The sequence below is a fragment of the Methanothermobacter sp. CaT2 genome (assembly GCF_000828575.1).
Lineage (GTDB): Archaea > Methanobacteriota > Methanobacteria > Methanobacteriales > Methanothermobacteraceae > Methanothermobacter.
Window position 1 is genome coordinate 1,051,760 of sequence record NZ_AP011952.1, and the last position, 19,090, is coordinate 1,070,849.

Annotated in this window: 22 protein-coding genes; 3 read left to right on the top strand and 19 right to left on the bottom strand. The window is 48.9% G+C overall.

From position 1 onward, the window contains the following. Nucleotides 1-6: 6 nt before the first annotated feature. The 9 genes from MTCT_RS05350 to mcrB all read right to left on the bottom strand — a co-directional run bounded on the left by MTCT_RS05350 (nucleotide 7) and on the right by mcrB (nucleotide 7,619). Entirely contained in the window at nucleotides 7-309 is a 303-nt protein-coding gene (locus tag MTCT_RS05350; protein ID WP_048175727.1) for a tetrahydromethanopterin S-methyltransferase subunit B, read from the bottom strand. Nucleotides 310-321: 12 nt separating this feature from the next. Beyond that, nucleotides 322-1,125 carry a tetrahydromethanopterin S-methyltransferase subunit MtrC gene (mtrC, locus tag MTCT_RS05355; protein WP_048175728.1) on the bottom strand — a complete coding sequence of 268 codons (804 nt, stop codon included), beginning with the start codon at nucleotides 1,123-1,125 and terminating at the stop codon, nucleotides 322-324. After that, nucleotides 1,125-1,826: a tetrahydromethanopterin S-methyltransferase subunit D gene (gene mtrD, locus MTCT_RS09300; protein ID WP_048175729.1), complete on the bottom strand. Its 702-nt coding sequence runs from the start codon at nucleotides 1,824-1,826 to the stop codon at nucleotides 1,125-1,127. The genes mtrC and mtrD overlap by 1 nt, the downstream gene beginning before the upstream one ends. Beyond that, the gene (gene mtrE / locus MTCT_RS09305; RefSeq protein WP_048175730.1) at nucleotides 1,827-2,714 is read right to left on the bottom strand and encodes a tetrahydromethanopterin S-methyltransferase subunit E; all 888 of its coding nucleotides are present in this window, start codon (nucleotides 2,712-2,714) and stop codon (nucleotides 1,827-1,829) included. It lies immediately after the preceding gene. 84 nt (nucleotides 2,715-2,798) lie between these two features. Continuing rightward, nucleotides 2,799-4,451, bottom strand: a complete 1,653-nt coding sequence (gene mcrA, locus MTCT_RS05370; RefSeq protein ID WP_048175731.1) for a coenzyme-B sulfoethylthiotransferase subunit alpha — start codon at nucleotides 4,449-4,451, stop codon at nucleotides 2,799-2,801. Between the two features lie 19 nt (nucleotides 4,452-4,470). Beyond that, a complete protein-coding gene (mcrG, locus tag MTCT_RS05375; protein ID WP_048175732.1) occupies nucleotides 4,471-5,220 on the bottom strand; it encodes a coenzyme-B sulfoethylthiotransferase subunit gamma in 750 nt (249 codons plus the stop codon). Between the two features lies 1 nt (nucleotide 5,221). Further along, complete coding sequence (gene mcrC, locus MTCT_RS05380) at nucleotides 5,222-5,818, bottom strand: methyl-coenzyme M reductase I operon protein C (RefSeq protein WP_010876790.1); 597 nt, start codon at nucleotides 5,816-5,818, stop codon at nucleotides 5,222-5,224. Then, entirely contained in the window at nucleotides 5,819-6,256 is a 438-nt protein-coding gene (mcrD, locus tag MTCT_RS05385) for a methyl-coenzyme M reductase operon protein D (protein ID WP_048175733.1), read from the bottom strand. It lies immediately after the preceding gene. A 31-nt stretch (nucleotides 6,257-6,287) separates the two neighbouring features. Beyond that, entirely contained in the window at nucleotides 6,288-7,619 is a 1,332-nt protein-coding gene (gene mcrB, locus MTCT_RS05390) for a coenzyme-B sulfoethylthiotransferase subunit beta (protein ID WP_048175734.1), read from the bottom strand. A gap of 361 nt (nucleotides 7,620-7,980) precedes the next feature. Here mcrB and mmp10 point away from each other — a divergent pair, with 361 nt between their 5' ends. After that, nucleotides 7,981-9,228 carry a methyl coenzyme M reductase-arginine methyltransferase Mmp10 gene (gene mmp10 / locus MTCT_RS05395; protein ID WP_048175735.1) on the top strand — a complete coding sequence of 416 codons (1,248 nt, stop codon included), beginning with the start codon at nucleotides 7,981-7,983 and terminating at the stop codon, nucleotides 9,226-9,228. Then, nucleotides 9,225-10,517 carry a methyl-coenzyme M reductase glutamine C-methyltransferase gene (locus tag MTCT_RS05400; RefSeq protein WP_048175736.1) on the top strand — a complete coding sequence of 431 codons (1,293 nt, stop codon included), beginning with the start codon at nucleotides 9,225-9,227 and terminating at the stop codon, nucleotides 10,515-10,517. Before mmp10 ends, MTCT_RS05400 begins: the two co-directional genes overlap by 4 nt. 21 nt (nucleotides 10,518-10,538) lie before the next feature. Here MTCT_RS05400 and MTCT_RS05405 read toward each other — a convergent pair whose 3' ends face one another. The 10 genes from MTCT_RS05405 to MTCT_RS05450 all read right to left on the bottom strand — a co-directional run bounded on the left by MTCT_RS05405 (nucleotide 10,539) and on the right by MTCT_RS05450 (nucleotide 18,326). Then, nucleotides 10,539-11,762 (bottom strand): cation diffusion facilitator family transporter, encoded by a 1,224-nt coding sequence (locus MTCT_RS05405; protein WP_048175737.1) that lies wholly within the window; start codon nucleotides 11,760-11,762, stop codon nucleotides 10,539-10,541. Between the two features lies 1 nt (nucleotide 11,763). After that, entirely contained in the window at nucleotides 11,764-12,657 is an 894-nt protein-coding gene (locus MTCT_RS05410) for an ATP-binding protein (protein WP_048175738.1), read from the bottom strand. Nucleotide 12,658: 1 nt separating this feature from the next. Next, nucleotides 12,659-13,534, bottom strand: coding sequence for a 4Fe-4S binding protein (locus tag MTCT_RS05415; RefSeq protein WP_048175739.1), 876 nt, complete (start codon nucleotides 13,532-13,534; stop codon nucleotides 12,659-12,661). Nucleotides 13,535-13,564: 30 nt separating this feature from the next. Further along, nucleotides 13,565-13,939, bottom strand: a complete 375-nt coding sequence (locus tag MTCT_RS05420) for a NifB/NifX family molybdenum-iron cluster-binding protein (RefSeq protein ID WP_048175740.1) — start codon at nucleotides 13,937-13,939, stop codon at nucleotides 13,565-13,567. Next, nucleotides 13,939-14,724 carry an Mrp/NBP35 family ATP-binding protein gene (locus MTCT_RS05425; protein ID WP_231855271.1) on the bottom strand — a complete coding sequence of 262 codons (786 nt, stop codon included), beginning with the start codon at nucleotides 14,722-14,724 and terminating at the stop codon, nucleotides 13,939-13,941. The genes MTCT_RS05420 and MTCT_RS05425 overlap by 1 nt, the downstream gene beginning before the upstream one ends. Before the next feature lie 41 nt (nucleotides 14,725-14,765). Continuing rightward, on the bottom strand, nucleotides 14,766-15,116 hold the full coding sequence (locus MTCT_RS05430) for a NifB/NifX family molybdenum-iron cluster-binding protein (protein WP_048175742.1): 351 nt from the start codon (nucleotides 15,114-15,116) through the stop codon (nucleotides 14,766-14,768). Between the two features lie 15 nt (nucleotides 15,117-15,131). Next, the gene (locus tag MTCT_RS05435; protein WP_048175743.1) at nucleotides 15,132-15,701 is read right to left on the bottom strand and encodes a DUF134 domain-containing protein; all 570 of its coding nucleotides are present in this window, start codon (nucleotides 15,699-15,701) and stop codon (nucleotides 15,132-15,134) included. 91 nt (nucleotides 15,702-15,792) lie between these two features. Then, nucleotides 15,793-16,845, bottom strand: coding sequence for a metallophosphoesterase (locus tag MTCT_RS05440; protein WP_048175744.1), 1,053 nt, complete (start codon nucleotides 16,843-16,845; stop codon nucleotides 15,793-15,795). Between the two features lie 48 nt (nucleotides 16,846-16,893). Continuing rightward, a complete protein-coding gene (locus MTCT_RS05445) occupies nucleotides 16,894-17,811 on the bottom strand; it encodes a methanogenesis marker 7 protein (RefSeq protein ID WP_048175745.1) in 918 nt (305 codons plus the stop codon). After that, nucleotides 17,796-18,326: a hypothetical protein gene (locus MTCT_RS05450; protein ID WP_048175746.1), complete on the bottom strand. Its 531-nt coding sequence runs from the start codon at nucleotides 18,324-18,326 to the stop codon at nucleotides 17,796-17,798. The genes MTCT_RS05445 and MTCT_RS05450 overlap by 16 nt, the downstream gene beginning before the upstream one ends. An 87-nt stretch (nucleotides 18,327-18,413) precedes the next feature. Here MTCT_RS05450 and comB point away from each other — a divergent pair, with 87 nt between their 5' ends. Continuing rightward, nucleotides 18,414-19,088 (top strand): 2-phosphosulfolactate phosphatase, encoded by a 675-nt coding sequence (gene comB, locus MTCT_RS05455; RefSeq protein ID WP_048175747.1) that lies wholly within the window; start codon nucleotides 18,414-18,416, stop codon nucleotides 19,086-19,088. Nucleotides 19,089-19,090 lie beyond the last annotated feature (2 nt).

Sequence of the window (19,090 nt, forward strand, 5' to 3'; positions counted from 1 at the left end):
CACCTCCTATAAGAGCAGGGCAAACAGGATGATCAGACCAAGGATGAACCCATAAACCATGTTGGTGAGTTTACCTGCTGTGAGGTACACTCCCTCCCTTCCAGGGTATGAACCCTGGGGGATGGTTGTTGGGTCCAGTGAGTTAATCAGATCATCTGCTGTAGCCTCTAATTCTGCTATCTGTTCGTTTATCTCATCCATGGATAATATTATAACTTCCCTTCCGAGAGCAGCCCCTATCATACCGGTGGAAGGATCAAGGGTCAGGTTGTATTCCGGAGCGATCTTAACAAGTGGTAACATTTCCATTTTTAAAGCCTCCTACTGCTCTTCCTCCTTAGGCCAGAGACCTGACCATTTCACGGATGCAGCTTCCTCGAAGGATGCGCTCACGAATGACTTGAAGGCCACGACCCAGCAGAGTGCACCCACCAGTGAAACGAGCCACCAGCCAGGGTTCAGTCCTATCCCAAGGAGACCAACAATGGCCATTGATATGAACCCTGTTGATGCTGCCAGCTTGAGGGTCCTTGTCTGGTTCTCATTTGGTCCGAGACAGGCGTTGAATGGGTGCTGGATTGCCATTGTGTTGAGTATGAAGAGCAAGCCTATGAATCCAGTTGTTATGACTGATGTTAGAATTGCCTGCATGGTGTAGCTGCCTGCAATGGCTGCTGAGAATCCAAGCACTGAGAGAGCTGCTGCCCCTGAGATCTCAGCTGTACATTTTTCAAGGATCGGGATTTTCATCTTAACTATCTTCTTACCGAGTACAGCCACAACGATACCCAGTATCATGGCAAGTATGAGTCCAACAACCGGTGAAGCTATGGCAGGCAGTGTGAAAGCTGATGCAAGCCCAGCAACCACACCAACTATACCTATTGAAACTGACATGTAACCTATTGATGGGACACCAGTACCCAGACCGTAACTTGCAACCCTCCTTATGGCGTCTGCACCCCATACGATTGCACAGACAGCTCCAAGGGATGCCAGAACAGGGCCTATGATCGGGTTAACTGCTGATGCGTATATACCTGCCAGTCCACCGATTATTCCCAGGGCCATGAGCCTGCTTTCAGGTATGGCTGCGCCGGCCGGTCCTCCTGCTGCTACTGACATTAGAAGACACCTCCATATACGAGTAATGTTGAAAGGGCGCCTGCAACAATGGAGGCTATGAGACATGCCACTATTCCCCTTCCGATCCTCTTGAATTTAGGATCGTGGAAACCTTCTATGGTACCTCCAATGTTATATGATGCAATAACCGCATTTATGAAGAATATGCCGACGGCGAAGATTGCTGCAACACCTGCAGCACCCATTGCACCATATGACAGGGTCTTAAGGGCCTCGTTGAGTGCCCAGTATATGAGTCCACCGCCTATTCCACCGAGGGCTCCCCCGATTATACCGCTGACAAAGCAGACGGTTGGTAGACCATGACCCTCGGTACCAGGGGTGACATATTTTTCCTGTTCCATGCCTGTTAATGGGTCAACAGCCACCTTCGCTGATACAGGGACTGTACCCACACCATATACGTAGATGAGGTTACCCACAAGCATGGTGATACCTATCATGAGCATTGAACCAACGGCTCCAGCAGCCATTATCATGAGTGGGGACTGTCCGGTCATTGCTGCAGCTGTTATGAGTCCTGTTAAACCTGCACCTGCAGCAAGCATTGCTGTACCGGTACCCACACCTGTGGCTGTTGCCATAGCTGCTGGCGCACCACCCACAGGTACGAAGTGAACACCTCCACCTATGAGCACTCCTCCAGCGGTTATAGCTCCTATCAGTAGTAATGGATCCATCTATTCATCCTCCTTGTATGGTCCATATCTGTTTCTTGCAAAGACTTCAAGTCTGTTGTTGAGGATTATCAGTAACAAGACTATTATGAGGCCGGATATTATTCCGCCGGTTATACCGAAGACTATTGTGTTCCAGAAGCTGAGGAATACGATTGTACCGAATGCGAATCCTGTTAATGGTCCACCGTACTTTGCACAGAAGTGAACAACGTCCATTGAGTTCCTTGCACCCAGCTCTGCCTTTGTTGTTATGTCACCGTGAATCGCTACCGGGATACCTCCACCGAAGGGGTACTGCTGGTACTCCCTTTCAGCACCATAGTGGACGTCCCCTGTTGATGAACCGATTGCACCTATTGTTATACCCCAGAGCACTGCCAGCAGTGGCAGCGGGAATGGGTGTGCCAGACCAGGGATTGGTAGTGTCATGAGGTATGATAATCCTACAACACAGAATGTCACAATAAATCCATGCCCTGCAATTGGGCCTAAGTGCTCAACCAGTATGTCCATGAAGAGCGGCTGGTTGAACTGGGACTGGCTAACAATTCGTCCCATGTGGGATGTTACAGCGTAGGTTGTGTGTACCATTGCGGCTATTACAGCGCCAACTGCAATTGCCATTATCACAGGCAGCTGCATTGACTGCATCAGCACATATGCAACTGAACCAGCAATACCGCACCAGGTCCCGTAGGCAACGGGTTCCCCTGAAACGGCCTTGTTGATTATACGGTGCAGGTGTCCCATCTGTGGTGCCAGCTGAACCTGTGAGTTGGGGTTACTCTGGGATCCTACGTCAGACTCTAAGTCCTCTGCGGCTCCTGCTATGGTTGCAGCTGCACCCATGAGAGCTACAACACCTAAACCTGTTATCATAGGGTCCATATTTCTTCCTCCTTTTATTTTTTTTGAATAAAAAAAATTAGGTGCATTACACTTAAAAAGTTTGTGCAATGCACCTTCGTTAATCTATTTTGCAGGTGTTATGAGTGCTCTTTCACCGGCTGGTTCGAACTCTCGCAGAGCACCTTTGGCGAATTCGCCACGTACGTTGGTGAAGTCGAAGACGAGGTTGTCGTCTGCAAATGCTATTTTCACCAGTGGGTTGAACACGAAGGCGTCTCCACGGGCAGCGTGTGGTGCCTGTGATATACCTGCGTATTCACCCTGGTGTCCCACGTTCATGGCGTAGTTTGGATAGTTAGGTCCACGAAGCTCCAGTGGCAGTCCCTCGTCGCCCCTTATTGAGAAGACGTTGGATGCACCACACTGGTCCTGGAGGTCGTAACCATAGAATCCGAGCCTTGAGTGCTGTTCCTTGTGCAGGTACATTGAGAGGTACCATCCGCTGAGACCTGTCTGGGCGTTTCCTGTTGCGAAGGCTGTGGAACATCCGGCTGCAGCTGCAACAACTGCTGCCCTCTGGGATCCACCGAACTGGTCCTCGAGGAGTGCAGGGTATTCCTCGTACTGTTCAAGTCCGTAGAATGTGACCTCGGTTGCAACGTCAAGGACTGTGTCCATGGTGTTTGGTGCCTCACAGAGTCCATATTTGTCCTCCACGTACTCCTTACCGAAGTAGGTGAAGTCGTCGAGGATGTTGTCTGTGTAGGCTGCTGTTGCGTACTGGGTGAATCCTACACCACCTGACATGTATGATCCTAGCCAGATCTGGTCGTAGAGCATTGCACCGGTTGCCACAACGTCCAGTGACACCCTGACAGGGTCCTCATAGTTGACCCTTGAGCTCTGACAGATGTCGGCAAGGTAACCGAATGGCACGCCACCAGGTTCGTTTTCACCCCTTGCACGTCTCACAGGCAGGTATGTACCCATGTGTATAACTTCAGCGTGTTTTGCAGCGTATGCGAAGTCCCCTGTTGCGGCTTCACCTGCTGCCTGTTTGTAGGCTGAAATCATGGACATACCTATCTGCATGGCGGACCATCGTGAGGTTGTTGCACCGTCACAGGTCCTTGAGACTATGGTTGGGATCCTGACGACCTGCCAGATTCCGTCTCCAACCTCTGCCTTGAGGGTTTCTGCCTGGTCCTCTGGGAACTGTTTGTTGATGTCTATGACGAATACAGGGTCGATTTCATCTGCAATTTCATCGTTACCTGTGAAGACCTTGACGTAGCTGTCTGCCACCAGTGCTGGGTGGGTCTCCACCATGTGCTCCTGCACGACGGCTGCACCGGGCATTGCGTGGTTCACTGTTTCCAGGTAATGGGTTATGGTCTCCGGTGTGACCTCCTTACCCAGCCTCTTTTCTATGACGGCGTGGGCATGGTTTAAACCGACTATAACGGTTCTCCTTATGTCGTCCCACATCTGCTGCATGGCAGCGTTGTTTACGAAGTGGAGGTCGTCACCTTCAACGAAGGTGTCTGTTGTTGAGACCTGGTAGGGCATGAGTACCCTCTGACCCAGCGGAGTACCTATGTCAGGGTTGTACTGGGGTATGCCCCTCTTTGCTGCCACTTCTTTACCAGCGTTCACAAACTCGGTTTTTCGCTCGGACTGTTTCCAGCCACCAAGTGTGTAAAATGTGGTTTTCTTCTCTTCAGGGGATTCTTCAAATTTTTTCTTTAAAGCATTTATGAACAATTTGTCAGCCATAATCTACACCTCCCCCGGATTATTCTGGGTTGTACCCTCCTTGTGATCTTAAAACGTGGATCCTCTGCATGATCTCCACGGCGTCTGTATCATCACGGTAGGCTTCACCATCCACACGGTAGATGGTTGTTTTGTTCATGAGGGTTTCCTCATCCAGTGGTTCACCAAGGTCCACGGGTTCGTCGAGTTCGTCACCGATCTGGTTCTTGACCATTTCGACTCTGCCGGTGTCCTTGTTGTAGATCTGTCTTCTCAGCATGTCGAACATCATACCGTCTTCGTCGAGACGGAGTGAGTGTCCGTGGACGGATTTACCCCTGACACCTGATCTTGCAGGGTCAAAGAACTCTGTTTCAAGAAGTTCCTTGGATACCTTCTCAAGGTCCCTCTCCCTGGTCTCTATGATCTGACGTCCTGAGAGCGTACCTGCGTCTGCACCCCTGTACCTGCAGAGGTATGCCCTTGATCGTACGTATGGCTGTGCTGGAGCAAAGTACATTGAGTCTGTGAACTGTATGTATCGGACCCTGTCACCGGCCTTTGCACCGTCTATTGGTTCAACCATTTCCCTTATTGCGTCCTCTGGTTCATCCATCTCTTCCAGTGGTGGGTGAACACTTGGATATTCTTCCCCTGGGGCCCTGTGACCCAGAATCTTTACTACATCCTCATCTGAGATTTCTCTCAGCTTTTCGAGTTCGTATTCAGGGTTACAGAAATTCCTTCTGTTCTGAGCAACCTTACTTGTTCCGGGATAGTATTGTGCCATATCATGCACCTCCTAATGCTAACTTAACCTTCCTTATAATCTCATCCAGTTTTTCCTGGGGACAGGTTTCTCCTCTTATGACTCCACTCACAATGTCAACAATGGTGCCCTTTGTTTTTGGTTCATCTGGCATGACGGCCCTTGTCCTTACACCTATCTTTGCAAAGTCCTCGAAGTCCACCGGGTATTCGCAGATGATTATGCATGGTCTGTCGACGTTCCTGAGTATGAGGCGCGCCTTGTAGGTGATGTGGTTCTTTACTCCTCCAAGGTGTACGACCAGGAGTTTGTGCCTCTTCATCTGCTCGACTTCTGCGGGTGTCAGACCAAAGAGACTTCCTGCTCCGGCGCTTGGAGCGTCCTGCGGGACTCCCGCACCTGCATTCAGGACTATGGTACTGGTCATTATGTTGGCTTCCCTGAGGGCGAATGTTATCTCGCAGACAGGCTTTGTGATGTGGCGTCTGCCAGGTGACATTGCCACCGCAAGGACTTCACTTCCACACTGGGCGAAGGTACCCCTCTGGGCTATTCCTCCTCCCTCACCCATTCCCATTGTTTCTCTACAGTCAACAACGTGAGTGCACTTTCCGATCATCTAATGCTCCTTTTTCCTTTTTATTATGGTGGCCCTTTCACTGAGCCGGGCGTTCTGGTCTGTAAGACCTATGAGTTCCTCCGGCACCTTATCAAGGTCCTCACCATACTTTATCTCATCCGTCACTGTCTTCTGCGTCCTTATATATTTTCCAGGAGTAACATCGTATCCAAAGGGCAGGAGATCCTCACAGACCCTTTTGATGTCAGTTATTGTATCCTCGTCCTCTATCTCAAGGAGTACTCGGCCTGTTTTCACCTGAAGCTCGAATTCCTGACCTTTAACGCTGATTATGCGTCTGTCAGGGTGGTCCTCTGGTGGCAGGCGCTGTCCATGTATCACCATTCTCTTAACGCCGCTGATGTCCTCAAGGCGGTTAAGGAGTTTCTCGGTGGTGTCAGCCCCTAGTAGCCGGTGTGGAAATATCTGAACGTCCATTGGTTTTTTGCCCCCAGTTCTGAGAGATTATTTAAATTTCGTTTTTAATCTCAGCTGCTGCCTCCACAACATATTTGAGTGGTTCTCGGAACTCGTCAACCTGGCTGAATACTTCTTTTATGAGTCCAGAGGTTGCTTCTGGGGAGAACATCTGGGTTCCTGCATCCAGTGCCATTGCAGCTGCCACACATGGTATGGCGAATCCTTTACTGTGCCTTGTAACGATGTGGTTTCCGTTGAAGATACCTGGTCCACCTCCACCGTAGATGGAGTGGCTGAAGAATGAAAATCCTACAGCGGTACCTTCCACTTTACCGAAGTCCACGCTTGGTAGTCCTGTTTCGAATTCTATGAGGTCGTTGTAGTAGAGCAGGGTTGATGATACACCCTGTGCTGCCCTTGCTGCACCCTGGTTAACCATTGTGGCTGCCATGAGTCCTGCTGCTGCATAGGCGTTCCACATTGCAAGGTCGTCTGTGCCGTAGACCTTGTAGTCTGTGAGTTCCTTCTCAACCTTTATGACACCATCTTCCAGGGCCCTTTCGACCAGGTCTGCTATGACTGAACCCACGGTACCTTCCTTACCGTTGGCCTTAACAAGGTCAAAGACCAGGTTGTCTGCGTTCATTCCCTGGTATGCAAGTCCAAGGAGGTGCATCCTCTCAAATGCTCCTACAGCGTCACCCATCTCAAACATTGCTGTCTGTTCGAGTATGGTTGATAGTGCTGCTGCCTGGAGTGTGTTTTTGAGTGTTGCTGCAACAACATGGTTCACCATGATGTTCCTCAGTGCGTATCCTGGGCCTTCCAGTTTCTGTGGAATGTCCAGCATTGTTGCTATGTTTGCCCCCATGTACTCCACAGACTGTGGGTATCTTCCCAGAACGGCTGCTTTAACCATGTTAGCATCGTACATGCTAACATCAAATTCGTTGATTATGGCCTGGACAAATGCTGTGGCGGTTACGAGTGGTGCTGCAGAGTATTCTGCTGCAACATCGAACCTCGCACTTGGGACCTGTACGAGTGCCCTTTTACCTCCACCGAGGAGCTCGACCTTTGTGTCGTCGTCCTCGGTCACCTGTATCATTTCCTTTGCAGCGGCTGCTATTGACTCGGCGTTCCCGACTATGTCGAGGTCGAGTTCACGGCCCATTATCTTACAGGCAGGTCCGCCGACCTTAGCTGTCTTCAGGGCGTTTTCTATACCTTCAAGGTTCACAGCCACTGTCCTCTTAATCCCCTGCACAATGCTTTTAATGGCGGGGTTTCTAAGTGGGCTCAGAGCTTCTAATGGCACCTGTTCTTCGACGAGGTTGCCTCTGTCGTCGTACAAGTCGACCTTATCCTCAAACTTCGCCATTTTTTCCCTCCTAACAATCAGTTCCGTATACTAGACATCCAAGACCCCCCTTTTTAGAAAAGGCAAGAAGGCCCTTGGAGGGTGTTAAAACACCCGTCTTAGTATACGATGCATATTTAACTTGATTATAATTAATTAAGATTTCTTTCTGAATCAAGTCGAAAGATTTATATGTAAAAACACCTTTTTTTAGGGTTTTCTGGATTTTTTATATGGTAGCGTTGATTTTTGTGATCATCACAGAGCAGGGTATCATCAGGCGGGAGTAATAATAATCATCCCCTGGTCACTCAGAGCCACCGCACCATGGGTCCGGAGCTGGTAATAAATTATATTTAGAGAGCTGCACAGAGAGAGTGACATGCAGATAATAGCTGATTTAGGTGGTATACCTGGAAAGGACTGCAGGGGATTCTGCAGGTACTGCTACTTCCGTAAAGTTGGTGAATTTGAAGCATTTGGGTGTAAAAACTGTTCACCAGGTAGGGTTGGATGTGAAACCTGTGGAAAGGGTGTTGCAGAGATTGGTAATGAATTTCTACCCCCATTCCTTGTCATGGGCAACGTGCAGACAACACTCATGATGGGAAATTTTCAGGATAAGGACCTGAAGATAAACATCAGCGGCGGAGGCGATGTGAGCTGCTACCCCCATCTTGAAGAACTCACAGGAGGTCTGGGTGAATTCGGAATCCCCATTCACCTCGGATACACCAGTGGAAAGGGTATCGATGACCCCGGAATCGCCTCAAGGCTCATTGAAAATGGTGTTGACGAGGTCACCTTCACCGTGTTCTCAGCAAACCCTGATCTGAGGCGTGAGTGGATGCGGGATAAAAACGCCTCCAGGGCCATCGAGGCCCTCAGGATATTCTGTGAATCCTGTGAGGTCCATGCAGCATCGGTGATAATACCAGGGGTAAACGATGGCGATGACCTCCTTGAAACATGCGCGAGACTCGAGGAGTGGGGTGCCACCGGTTTCATCATGATGAGATTCGCCAACTATGAACACCAGGGACTCATACTTGGAAATGAGCCCATCATTGAGGGCGTGGAGCCCCACACTGTTTCTGAATTTGAAGAACTTGTGAGGGCAATTGACCGGGAATTCAATCTCCGTGTGACCGGAACCCCTGTCTGTGACCCCCAGAACGGCACGCCATTTGTCCTTGCAGCTGATTCAAGCAGGGAATACCTTGAAATCCTCCCTGAGATTCAGGGCGAGGCCACCATAATCACCGGATCCATTTCAGCGCCCTACATAAGGAAGATAATACACAACCTGGGTGCCGCTGACCTTGTGAACGTCGTCGGTGTCAATAAGGACATAGCCTGCCTCATAACCCTCAGGGACCTTGAGGAGGTGGATCCCGGTGATCTGAGGGAAACAGTCATAATCCCTGGAAGGGCCTTTGTGCATGACATGCAGGCCAGGGAGGTTCTCAGCCGTGACGGTGTCGACCGGATCGTTGTGAGGGGTCCTGACAGGTTGACCGTTGATGGGGAGATGAGCGGCACCCTCTCAGAGTATGACGTGATCGAGAGGGAGATGGAAGCCTTCTATGAACTCATACAGGCAATAAATTTCTTTGGTGCTTCTGAATGAGTCATGTAACTGTTGTAACACCTGAGCACTACAATTACGGTTCAATGCTCATCGCAGGGGCCCTGAGGGACCTTGGACACAGGGTTGAAATCAGGAAGGGATTTGATGGTGTTAACTCAGGGATCGTATTCATAAGCCTTCAGTCCACCATCCACCTCCTGAGGTACAGGGATATTATTAATAATATGGGCGGCTTCAGGGTGGTGGGTGGCCCTGTCAGCATAGACCCTGAAATGGTATTCAGGTACCTCGATGTGGACCTCGTGGTGATGGGTGAGGGTGAGGACAAGGTCGGTGCTGTGATGGAACTTGCAGCTGGAAATTGTAAACCAGAGGATGTCCCCGGTGCAGCCTTCAGATCACCTGAGGGAATTGTGGTCATTGAATCATCACCCTGCCCCATGGAGAGGCCCCTCCCACTTGTTCCGGGTGACATCTCCCGGGAGGATATACGGGGTGCCAGTGTCTACATTGAAACCCACAGGGGCTGTCCAGGTAACTGCACCTTCTGTCAGGTCCCTGAATTCTTTGGCAGAAAGGTGAGGAGCAGGCCCCTTGAGGACATAATCAGGGAGGTCCGGGAACTGAAGGCATCTGGTGCCAGGAGGTTCGCCATAAGTGGAGGTACAGGCACCCTCTACGGCAGCAGCAAATTCAGGGGTATTGATGAGGACGCCTTCAGGGATCTCCTGAGGCGCATAAGTGAGGTCACAGGCAGGCGAAACCTCACCGTGCCCGATATAAGGGTCGATATGGTTAACCCGAAGATTCTTGAGGCAATATCAGAGTACACGAATGGATGGGTCTTCTATGGTATAGAATCAGGGAGCAGGAGGATGCTCAGGAAGATGAAAAAGGGCATAACCCCTGATCAGGTTGTTGAGGCTGTTGAACTTGCAAGGGAGTACAATCTAAGGGTTGCAGGGTCCTTCATCGTTGGTTATCCCGGTGAGGACGAGGAGGATTACAGGAAAACCATTGAACTTGCAGATGAACTCATGCTCGATGACTACTTCGTGAGCATTGCCGAGCCACTCCCAGGCACTGAACTCGGTGAGGAGGTCAGAAAACTCCCTGAGGATGAAAACCCGGTCTTCATGAGGTCAGATGAAAGGCGATTTGATAGTGTGGCAGAGGAGAGAGCATTCAATTTACTCCTGGAATCCTATGTATTCCGGAGTGTGCCGGTTCCCATGACGTCCAGGCTTTTAAAATCAATAACTGAGGAGGTCCGTCAGCAGCAGGAGCATATAAGAACCGTTACCTGGATGCTCCAGGGAAAGCTGTGATAGGGTGACCCCTCCAGAGCATCACTCTGAAAATTTTAGGGATGCCTTTCTAATGACCTCCTCAAGGGATGCTCCTTCAGGAGGTACTGTTCCAAGGAGATAATCTGAAAAAAGAAGTTTTGGACCATCTGATAGTTTTTCAATCACCAGAACATCAATATCTCTGCTCTTCAGAAGTTCAGCAGCTCGAATCCCCCTCTTTGTTTTAAGGGATTTCCCTGGATTTTCAATTATCCTGTAATCAAGTATCTCGCCCTTCCGGGTTCTTGCAATAAGGAAGAAGTTCGCCCTTCCAAAGTGGGTGCTGATTGTGGAGTTCATTCCCTGATCATCTGCGAGTGGCACCGCAACCACAACTTCCTCCTTTTTAACTGTTTCGGGCTGGACCGTAAGGTGGTCAATGGATGGGACTGTCTCCTTAACCTTAGAGTTTATCTGAGAAATGATTCTCTCTATTTCATCTACCGGCAGCCCCCTTTCAAGTTCAATATGGAGTTCACCAAAGAGGTAGGGTCCAGATCTTCTTATTCTAATCTCATGAACCCCCTCAACACGCGGGACCGATAAGACTGTCTTTTTTATGATTTCCATTGAATCCGTGTCAATACATGCATCAAGGAGGGTTAGGACGTCATATTTTGCAAGCCGGATACCGATATAAATTATCACCATGGATATAATTACTCCAGCGATACCCTGGAAACCATGAAGACCCATGTACTCCCCCAGGATCCCGATGAAGACGATTGCAGAGGATATGACATCCACGTAGCTATGCTTTCCATCGTTCAGGAGGGCTGTTGAACCGATTCTCCTCCCGACCCTCACCTTATAAAATGCAATGGCATAGGAGACTCCAATTGATATCAAACTCACTGCAAGGCTTGCCGTGGCCATGGAAACCTCTGAAACTGGATTTGAAATGTAGATAATGGAGTCCCATGTTATCTCAAGACCCGTTATGATGATCAGCACTGAAACGAGGAGAGAGACAAGGGTTTCAATTCTATGGTATCCATAGGGAAATAGTTCATCAGGTTTTCTCTGTGAGAGCTTAAGGCCAATGAATACGGCTGCTGATGAGAAGACATCCGCAAAGGAATGTATAGCGTCTGCTATCAGAGCTATATTTCCAGATAGATAACCGGTAAACCCCTTTATAACCACTAAAATCATGTTGATGATTACCGAATACCTGGAAGCGATTTCTCCCTCCTTGAGTGGTGCTTCATCATTCCCTTTCATGTCAATCCAGCCCCATATTTAGCATTAGCTCCTCAACAATCCCCCTAAATAGCTTTTTAAGGTGGGGATTGCAGATTACTGCGGGTAATCCGTTAACCAGAGCATCGGTAAATGCCAAATCGTAGGGTATCCTTCCCATGATTGGTATCTCATTCCTATCTGCAAGATCTTCTATATCAGCTGCGATCTCATGATTTAAATCGTATTTATTGATTATTATGGAGTGTGGGATCCCAAAATGCCTTACAAGCTCTATTGCACGTTTAGAGTCATTTATAGCTGCCTTTGTAGGTTCCGTTATTATAATGGCCCGGTCGCATCCCTTAACTGATGATACCACAGGGCAGCCAATACCTGCTGCTGAATCCAGAAGAGCCAGATCCAGGCCCTCCACTCTTCCAATTTCAGATACCTTCCCCCTCAGAGAATCCACAATCTTTCCTGAGCCTCTCTCACCAATTTTAAGATGACCGGATACTACACCGAATCCATAATCAGACCTGAAATAGCAAATCTTTCCTGTATCAACTTCTTTGATGTCTATCGCCCTATCAGGGCATATATATTCACATGCTCCGCATCCTTCACAGAGAAATTCATTTATTTCAGGTTTTGAGTTCCTAGCACTCCATTTTATTGCATTGAATCTGCATACCCTCACGCATTTCTTTCTTGATTTACATCTTTCAGCCACTAAAAATGCCTTTTCAGAGGCCCTTATGGTTTCGCACTCCACATCCCCTGAAGATCCCAGGATGAGGGCCAGATTGGGTGCGTCCACATCACAGTCTCCAACGATTATTTCCAACCTATCAGCGAGTAAAACAGCCATTGAAGCCACTATGCTGCTCTTTCCAGCCCCACCCTTTCCTGAGAGGATGCATACCTCCTTCACATTAACACCTCTGCATCTCAAGTAACTCTACAACAGCAGCTATTCCTGGAACCTTAAGGGGTTCACCCGCTGAATAGGCCTCCATTACATCCCTAGAATATTCTATTTCAGCCACAATGGGCCTCCCTGTTTCTCTGGAAACCTCGAGTACCGGGTCTGCGTTACCAATGCCTGCACGGTTGAGGATGATGTTCGATGTTACGCCAAGCCTCTCAAGTAGCTCAAGTATCAGTTTTAGGTCATGACTCCCAAAGGGTGTTGGCTCTGTCACAGCAAAGGCAAGGTGAGCGCCCATGATGGCATGTATAACATTACAGTGGACCCCTGCTGCCGTGTCAATGATTATGAAGTCCATATCATGGTGCTCCCTCGCATTTTTCATGAGTGAATCCACCAGGCGTGCACTTGATTCTATATTCACAGTTGTTTCCCCGGAGAGTAACCTGAAATTTCTTCTAATTTTCTCATCATAATTTTCAGGGAGTTTGCCATCATAAAGGAAGCCTGCGACCATCTCCTCCTCCTTTATTGCATTATTTCTGCATGCAAGACTGCAGGTCCCGCAGCCACTGCATCTATCCCTGACAAGAATTGGGTGCCTGCCCTCCACAAATACGATTGCATTTTTTCTGCACACCTCTGAACATTTACCGCACATGGAGCAGGCTGAAAAATCAAAGGATGGTATCTGAAGAGTTACCTCATCTGTTTTTCTTCTCTGGGCGGACAGGATGATGTGGTCATCTGGACACTCAACATCTGTGTCTACCAGCAGCACCCTGAATTTATCGGCAAGGGCGATGGCGAGAGAACATGCTATGGTTGATTTTCCTGTTCCTCCCTTTCCCCCTGTTATTGCTACCATTAAGGGCTTCATCGAAACACCGGCTCATCGTGGATTTAGTGTCTATCTTCCTCTCCTGCCCCGGCCACTGCCTGCTGAGCGTATCTCCTCAAGATTTCCCTCTGTGAAGAGCCTGATATTATCCTCAACTGATGCACCTGTTGCCCTGTAAATTTTTATGCCAAGTTCATTCAGAACCTCAAATGCATTTGGGCCTGGTGAAGAAGCTATAACTGCTTCCACGCCACTATTTGCAATTATCTGGGCGGTCCTTATACCTGCTCCCCCTGAAGCTGATGCTGAAGGGTTCTCGATGACTTCAGAGGATTCTATATTACCATCCTTTATTTCAACAATCATGAAATAGGGGGCTCTCCCAAAAAATCTACTGACCTCTGATCCCAGATCGGGTCCAGAGGACGCTATTGCTATCTTCATTAATTAACACCACCATCTTTGAGGTATTTCTCCACTTTATTGAATATCTTCACCATCCCGGTGTTGATGTATGAACTGGCTGATGATTTATCCCCGGATATACCTTTTTCAAAGGGAATTCCACCCAGAAACTGGAGATCAAATTTGTTTGCAAGATATTTTCCACCATCTTTACCGAATAGAAATATCCTTTTGCCACATTCCGGACACTGGAGATATGACATGTTCTCTATGATTCCCATGATAGGGATCTTCAGCTGATTAACCATGTTGATACATTTTTCAACGTCATGGACTGAAACTTCCTGGGCGGTTGTAACTATAATCACGCCGTCAATGGCAGGGATTGACTGAAGAACCGTTAGTGGCTCATCACCTGTTCCAGGGGGGTTATCCACAATTAAAACGTCGATACCCTCCCAGTTAACATCTGAAAGTAGCTGTCTGATGGCCCCTGTCTTTTTTGGTCCCCTCCATATGACCGGTGTGTCCTCTGATGGGAGGAAAAACTCTATGGACATTACAGTTGCACCCACCGGGGTGGGTATGGGGTTTATAAGATTTCCTGTTAGGGTGATCTCTGGTTCCCTGACACGCATCATCTTCGGGATATCGGGTCCATGAACATCTGCATCCAGTACACATACCCGGTAACCATTTCTGGTAAACTCTTCGGCAAGTTTTACTGTGACTGTGGACTTCCCAACACCCCCTTTTCCACTCATGACAACGATTTTATGTTTTATTGTGGACATTGCCCTCGAAATTCTCACATCCTGTTCCATGATAGCCAGCTTTTGAGCATCCTCATTATTCATACCATACCTCAATGCCGTCCTTTACATGGATTTGTAGCGCCGGTAAGCTCACCCCTTTTAAGCATGTTGAGTGTTTCAGCCACTGTTCCCCTGGCACCCATCAGAACATCAACTCCATGGGTTCTGAGAAGATTAATGGCCTTTGAGCCAATATTTGCGCATATTAGGATATCTGCGTCGGAATTTACAGCGATCTCTGCAGGTGTTAGTCCTCCTCCACTGTGCCTTCCCCCTATCTTTATTATTTCCAGTTCATTGATTTCGTCATCATAAAAAGCAAATAGGGGCGTTTTTCCAAAGTGTTCTGAGACCTCTGAATCCATGCCCCTTTCTTCTGTTACTGGAATGCATATTTTCATTTGATGGTCCTCCATTCAGTCGGCTCCACACATTGGTGCTCCGCACTCAGGACACCTCTGTGTTCTGCAGGGCACGCCTGGTGTTTTCGGTGCCTCGTATCCACATTCAATGCATTTGCAAACCCTTGGAGCTCCTCTTCCAGCGCCAAAGCCCCTTCCAAAGCCGGCTCTACCAGCCCTTGGTAGTGTTTCAGCTGATACAACAGTTATGTTCTCTGAACCGCAGTCCGGACATTTTTTGTATTCCTTTTCCGGTGAGATCCATTCGAACTGGCAGTCCATGCATTTGTATCTTCTTCTGTCTGTGATATAATCACCTCCCTTCAAGATTATTGGTCTGCCCTCGACCAGAGCCGCTGCTATCTTACCCCGTGCTGATGTCAGGGTTCTGTGGAATGTTGGCTGTGATATTCCCATGATCTCAGCGGCCTTTTTCTGTTTGATGTCATGGTAGTCCCTCAGCCTTATTGCCTCAAATTCATCGAGGGTTATCTCAACCACTGGCTCCTCATCACTGGCTTCCGGAGAAAATGTGACCACACGGGGTTCTCCCAGAATCCTTCTGAATCTTCTTGGTCTAGGCATGTTTTGAATATATATTCAAAACTTGTATATATAGTTTTGTGCAAGTACTCTTAGATGAGAACCCCATGATTTGTCTCCAGAAAAAAGCGTCTCAGATTCTCCCATCATTATAATCTGCCGTTGCAGGAACCAGATCAATTACAGTTACCTCACAGGATGATCCGAGACGTACAGGCGGCCCCCAGGTACCTGTACCCTCCGAAACATAGAGGAACCTCCCTGAATCAGAATAAAGACCCCTTAGAAATGGGAACATAAGTCCCACGATAATGTTGAAGGGATAGAACTGTCCACCGTGGGTGTGGCCAGAGAGCTGAAGGTCAATACCGCGCTCCCTGGCATCCCCCCAGTCCACAGGCAGATGATGGAGAAGCAGTGCTGGCCTATCCCCATCAAAATCGAGCATGTCAAGTATGGCTGGAAGTGAATGCCTCTCCATTGAGTAACCAACACCTATTATCTGTATACCCTCAAAATCAATCACGGACTGATCAATGCACCTTATGCCTGCATCAGAAACAGTTGACCTGAAGTCACCTGAATAAATATCATGATTGCCTGAAACAAAAAATATGGGTGCTCCTGTTTCAAGGGATGATAGAACCCTGGAATCCACGGGCCTTGACCCGTCGAGAAGGTCCCCTGTTATTAAAACCGCTGCAGGTTCAGCCCTCCTGACAGCCCCTGAGACCTCTTTAAGGAAACCAGCAGAGCGTACCGTTCCCAGGTGAATGTCAGACAGCTGGACGAACCTCACCCTCCTCTCAACAGGAAAGGGGATCTCAAGATGCTTAACCTCAATTTTTCTGGCCCTGAATACGCCATATGAGACACTGAGTGCAGCCAATGATACTGCCAGGATCCTCAACCATGGAAGGTCCATGAAAAACCATATAAACTGAACCAGGGCCCAGCCCATGAGGAGATAGATCAGAAAGACCAGCCACAACATTGAAAAAATGTAGGTGGCCCTGGAAATGGGATTCGGCCTTGCCCTCTCAAACAGGATTGATGCCGGGAGAAGGATGGTCAGGGGGATGCTGATAAACTCCACTCCAAGAAATTCCAGAGCAAGGCTGTTTAGAAGGTAATAGGCAAGTGTGATGAAGGTGAGGAAAACAGAAACCTGGAGCTCCCTCTTCATGGAATCACTGAACCATTGACATGGCTGAAGCGCCCTATGTTCATTGAATCACTGAATTATTGAACTCTCAGGGAGGAGCTTCACAAGGATGTAGTCATACATCATGGACTTCCTGATCTCGGAGATATCACCCAGGCGGTAATCAGATACCCTCACCTCGGCTATCTCCTCATGGTGGCGGTCATAGTTGAGTTTGACACGGACACCATCAAGCTGACTGGTGACAGGTGTGGGTGAGTACACCTCCTCTATGGCAGGCACCTGGTTTTCTATCTCGCTCTTCACAAGTATGGATGGGACCAGAGGGGGATCAGCAGCCATATCGCGCCTTCTCTGATCAAGGAGTCCCTCAACAACCTCCACAAGCTTCCTGAGGGCCCTTATATCCTCTCCCCTCTTCAACCTCCTGGGTATTCTTCCCAGTCCTCCAACGTAGGCGTCTGCACCTGGAAGATCCCTGAGGTCAATCTCCTCGGGGGAGCCGGTTACAACCACCGGGATCTTTATGTCACTGAAGAGGTGGACCTTGTCCTTTATGCACTGCTCAAAGCTCCCCAGGGCGAAAACTGCGAGGTCATGCTCCTCTATGAGCCTCTTCTCATCCTCAGATATTCTTGAGATGCCCTTACCCGCGCCACGGGCGAGTCCTATCATGTTATCCTTGGCACCGTACCTCCTGAGGTACTCTGATATGTCACATGCAGAGTGGGGTAGGTGGTGCCTTGCCAGGGTCGGAGAGACAATGGCTATCTCGGTACCGGCCATGGGGGCCACCTTGATCTTCCCCAGGAGCTCCCTGGCCTTCTCCCTGACCTTATCCACATCCTCTATCGGGACCGCCAGGGTGAGTATCAGGTCCATCTGAAGCATGTTCTCCTGGAGCACAAAGCCCCCCAGGTCCTCAATAAGTTCCTTCATCTCCTCATGGCGGTGCACACCGCCCTGATACGTTAAGGTTTCATACATAGTTTCCTCTCCAGATACCTGTACCTGAATAGAGCCCTCTTAACAGGGTCCAGGGGGAGGTTCCTGTGTGAGGGCACCCTTATACAGTCAAGTTCCATGTAGTCGGGACATACTGTGAAGTCAGCAGCCCCCTCCACCACACTGAAGCCCATGTCCTCCACGATCTCCCTTAAAAAATTTGAATAAACCCTTACTTTTATTTTGCTGTTCCTCTCCCTGAGCCGTGAGGGGTCATGCCACCAGGGAGAGCAGACCTCAAAGTCAATCTCATCGGTTGAGGAATACTTGAGGCTTTCAGGGTCCATTGCATGGATGGTTTTAAAGACAAGGTCCACTGCCTCCCTTATCTGGGGGAATGTGTTGAGTCTGAGTTTAATGGCCCCCTCCACGGGTGTCTCAGAGAGTACAAAGGCAATATCTGCATCCTCGTCCTCAGGGGTCCTGCTAACCCTGTACCCCCTGACACCAGCAATCCTCAGTATCCCCTCACACATGGGTGTTGTGACGATCCTCATGAATTCACCCACAAGCCTATATATCTCATCAATAAATTTCTCTATAAATTATTATATAAGGTGTGCTGATGAACTGAAGGTGTAGCAATGAGGATAAGGCTAAGCTTTGAAAGACAGGAAGGCAGTGGACTGTGCATAATGGTGGATCTCCTCAGGGCGAGTGCAACCATCACAGCAGCCCTTGACCAGTTCAGGGAGGTGATCCCTGTTGCTGACATCGAAGAGGCCGTTAAGTACTCAAGGAAGGGCTACCCGGTCGCGGGGGAACGCGGAGGTGAGACCGTCCCCGGCTTCATAGCCAATTCCCCAATTGAAGTTAAAAATTACAGTGGAGATGCGCTGGTGCTCACCACCAGCAACGGCACAAGGATCCTTGAATCCGTTAAATCACATGCCCTTGTGGGGTGTCTCAACAACCTGGATGCAGTGGCTGAGGCTGCAAGGGAACTTTCAGATGAAGTTGAGGTGGTTATGGCCGGTGTTAATGGGAGATTTGCCATAGAGGACTTCCTCTGCGCCGGTGAAATAATAGCAGCCATCGATGGTGAAATGGACGAATATGCAGAGGCCTCTGTACTCGCAGTTCAGGACAGATCCCTGGTTGATGACGCCATCCGCAGATCCAGATCAGCTGAAAGGCTGGAAGGGCTTGGATTCAGGGATGACATTGAGTACTGCATCAGGAGGAACATAACAGGGAACGTTCCAGTCTACCGTGATGGGACAGTAAAACTCATGGAGGAAATCCGGAGGCTGCATTGAAG